This window comes from uncultured Faecalibaculum sp., assembly GCF_910588395.1.
In the GTDB taxonomy this organism is placed as follows: domain Bacteria; phylum Bacillota_I; class Bacilli_A; order Erysipelotrichales; family Erysipelotrichaceae; genus Faecalibaculum.
Window position 1 is genome coordinate 1 of sequence record NZ_CAJUPA010000080.1, and the last position, 2078, is coordinate 2078.

Consider the following 2078-nt stretch of genomic DNA (forward strand, 5'->3'; position numbering starts at 1 on the left):
AGGCCGCTCAAAACTGGAACCGCTGTACCCGTCGTCCACCCGTTCCGAAACCACCACAATATCCTCTTTGTCCTTCAGGAAATCTCTGATTAACTCTTTCTGATTAGAAATGCTGTTGCTCTCCGCCTTAGACGCGCCCGCAACATCGCCATCCTCCTTCGACAACCGGACATAGATGGCGGCATGATAGATCTTCTTGAATTGTTTGTTCTTCATGTGCTCCCGCTCCTTTCTAATTTGCCAGAATCACCTGCAAAATCAAAAAGGCGGATGCACTAACTTGTCCCTAAGACAATCATAGCGCCTCCGCCTAAAAAAGTCCACTGTTATTTTAAACATTCCGCAGCATATTTTCAAAAGCCTCTTCAAAAGAGCCCCCGTCCTCCGCAAACCGTACCTTCACCTTCATATCCCCCACACGCACCGCATAAGGATTCCCCACCGCTTCCAGATAAGCCCTCTTCCTTTCCTCCAGCGGCAGGCTCCGGTCAATCTCCACCTCCCGGATATCCACAAGCCCCTCCTTCTCCACAGTCCTCACATCCACGTCTTTCAGCGCGTCCAGCTCCATCACCGTCATAACCAATTCCCTTACCTTTCCAAAATTCATACCAACGGCATGGTATGTACCGCCGGGGAATCCCCCGGCCGACGCGCCGCCCAGACCTCAACAGCCCTCCGGCAGCATATAGCAAGACAAAAAAATAAGGCATCCCTGCCCCTCAACAAAAACGCCCTTACAGCCTCGTCACAAAATCCAGCGAAATCCACCCGTTCCGCTCCCTCTTATACGACTTCAAAAGCCCCCACTTCCCGGCTCCCTTCCCGTCCGCTTCCTCCACAACCGTAAACACACCCACACCCGTAAACAGCCCCGTCCGGGCAAAATCCGTCCCCGGCCCCTTACGGATATTCAGATCCGGGATATCCACCCGCACCAGATAAGAAGACTTCCCCGGCAGCCTCTCCATAAACATCACATACTCCGCATCCGCCGTGATAAAAAGCCCCGATTTCAGCCTGTACCACCGCCTGTCCGCGCTGATGCCCGTAACCGTATAAATCCCCTCATACACCACCTGGTCCACATTGTCCCCCATGCAGGGAGCAGTCCGCACATTCACCCCGTCCCTGCCCTTATAGAACACCTTCACAAACCCGGCCATAGGCTCCACCGGATTCCCCGGCACACCGCAACCGCTTCCGCCGCTCCCGGCCTCCCCGGTAATCTCCCTCAAAATCCCCAGGACCTTCTCCCCATACCCGGCTCCCGCAGCCCAGCCTTTCCCCTGGGGATTCTCCTGGACACCCAGCCACTCCACATAAGGCGCACACCCCCTTGCCACATACCTAAAGCGCGGGTCCACATTCCCATTCACCAAATCCTCCGTACAGGCATAGGCTTTCAAATGCTGCACCTGGCACCGGATACCAAGCAGCGCCGTATTAAAACACAGCCCCTTCACCCCGTTTTTCACCACGCCCATCCCGGCAAAATTATTCTGCTCCAAAGAGACCGCCGAACCCGAAAACGTAAAATTCCCCGTCTCCAGGCACGACTGGGCAAAAGCCACATCCCCTCTCACGCCCTCGGCCTCCCCTTCCGACAGATACAGCGGCACCATATCCAAAACCGACTGCGCCACCCCCGGATTCTTCCCCTTCACATACTCCCGCATCTGCTCCGCCGTCGCCACAGCCTTCCCCATAATCCTTGTAAGCCCGGAAACACCCGCGCCAGAACCGCCGTCCCCGCCGCTGTCATTCCCAGTCTCCGCACCGTCCATAGCCGCCCTGATATCCTTCCGAAACTGCCCCATAGACAGCCCAAACCGCTTCCAGATATGCTCCACGTCCCCGTGATTGCTTGCAATCCCCCTCCTATGCCCCTCGGAATGGGAAACCACAACCCCGTCCGCCAGAGGGTCCAGCCCAAACATCTGGCACAGATAAGCAAACAGCTCCACCGCATACCCATAAGCGGCAAGCACATGATCCCTCGTGCCTCTCCCGTCCCCGGTCTCCGTCCAATTCGCACCGCCCGTATACCGGATCGTGGCAGGCTCCGTCATCTCCAC

At 56.6% G+C, this 2078-nt stretch carries 2 protein-coding genes and 1 pseudogene; all 3 read right to left on the reverse strand.

Annotated features, from left to right (window positions below):
- A pseudogene (locus QZ305_RS11640) lies at positions 1-216 on the reverse strand (recombinase family protein); the annotation flags it as partial.
- A gap of 115 nt (positions 217-331) precedes the next feature.
- The gene (locus QZ305_RS11645; protein WP_294732163.1) at positions 332-610 is read right to left on the reverse strand and encodes a DUF6870 family protein; all 279 of its coding nucleotides are present in this window, start codon (positions 608-610) and stop codon (positions 332-334) included.
- 127 nt (positions 611-737) lie between these two features.
- Positions 738-2078: glucosaminidase domain-containing protein (locus tag QZ305_RS11650; RefSeq protein ID WP_294732165.1), on the reverse strand; the 1341-nt coding region annotated here is incomplete at its 5' end.

Bases quoted from the DNA above. Each gene is read 5' to 3' on its own strand.
- QZ305_RS11645 (WP_294732163.1), bottom strand. From the start codon at position 610: ATGAATTTTGGAAAGGTAAGGGAATTGGTTATGACGGTGATGGAGCTG.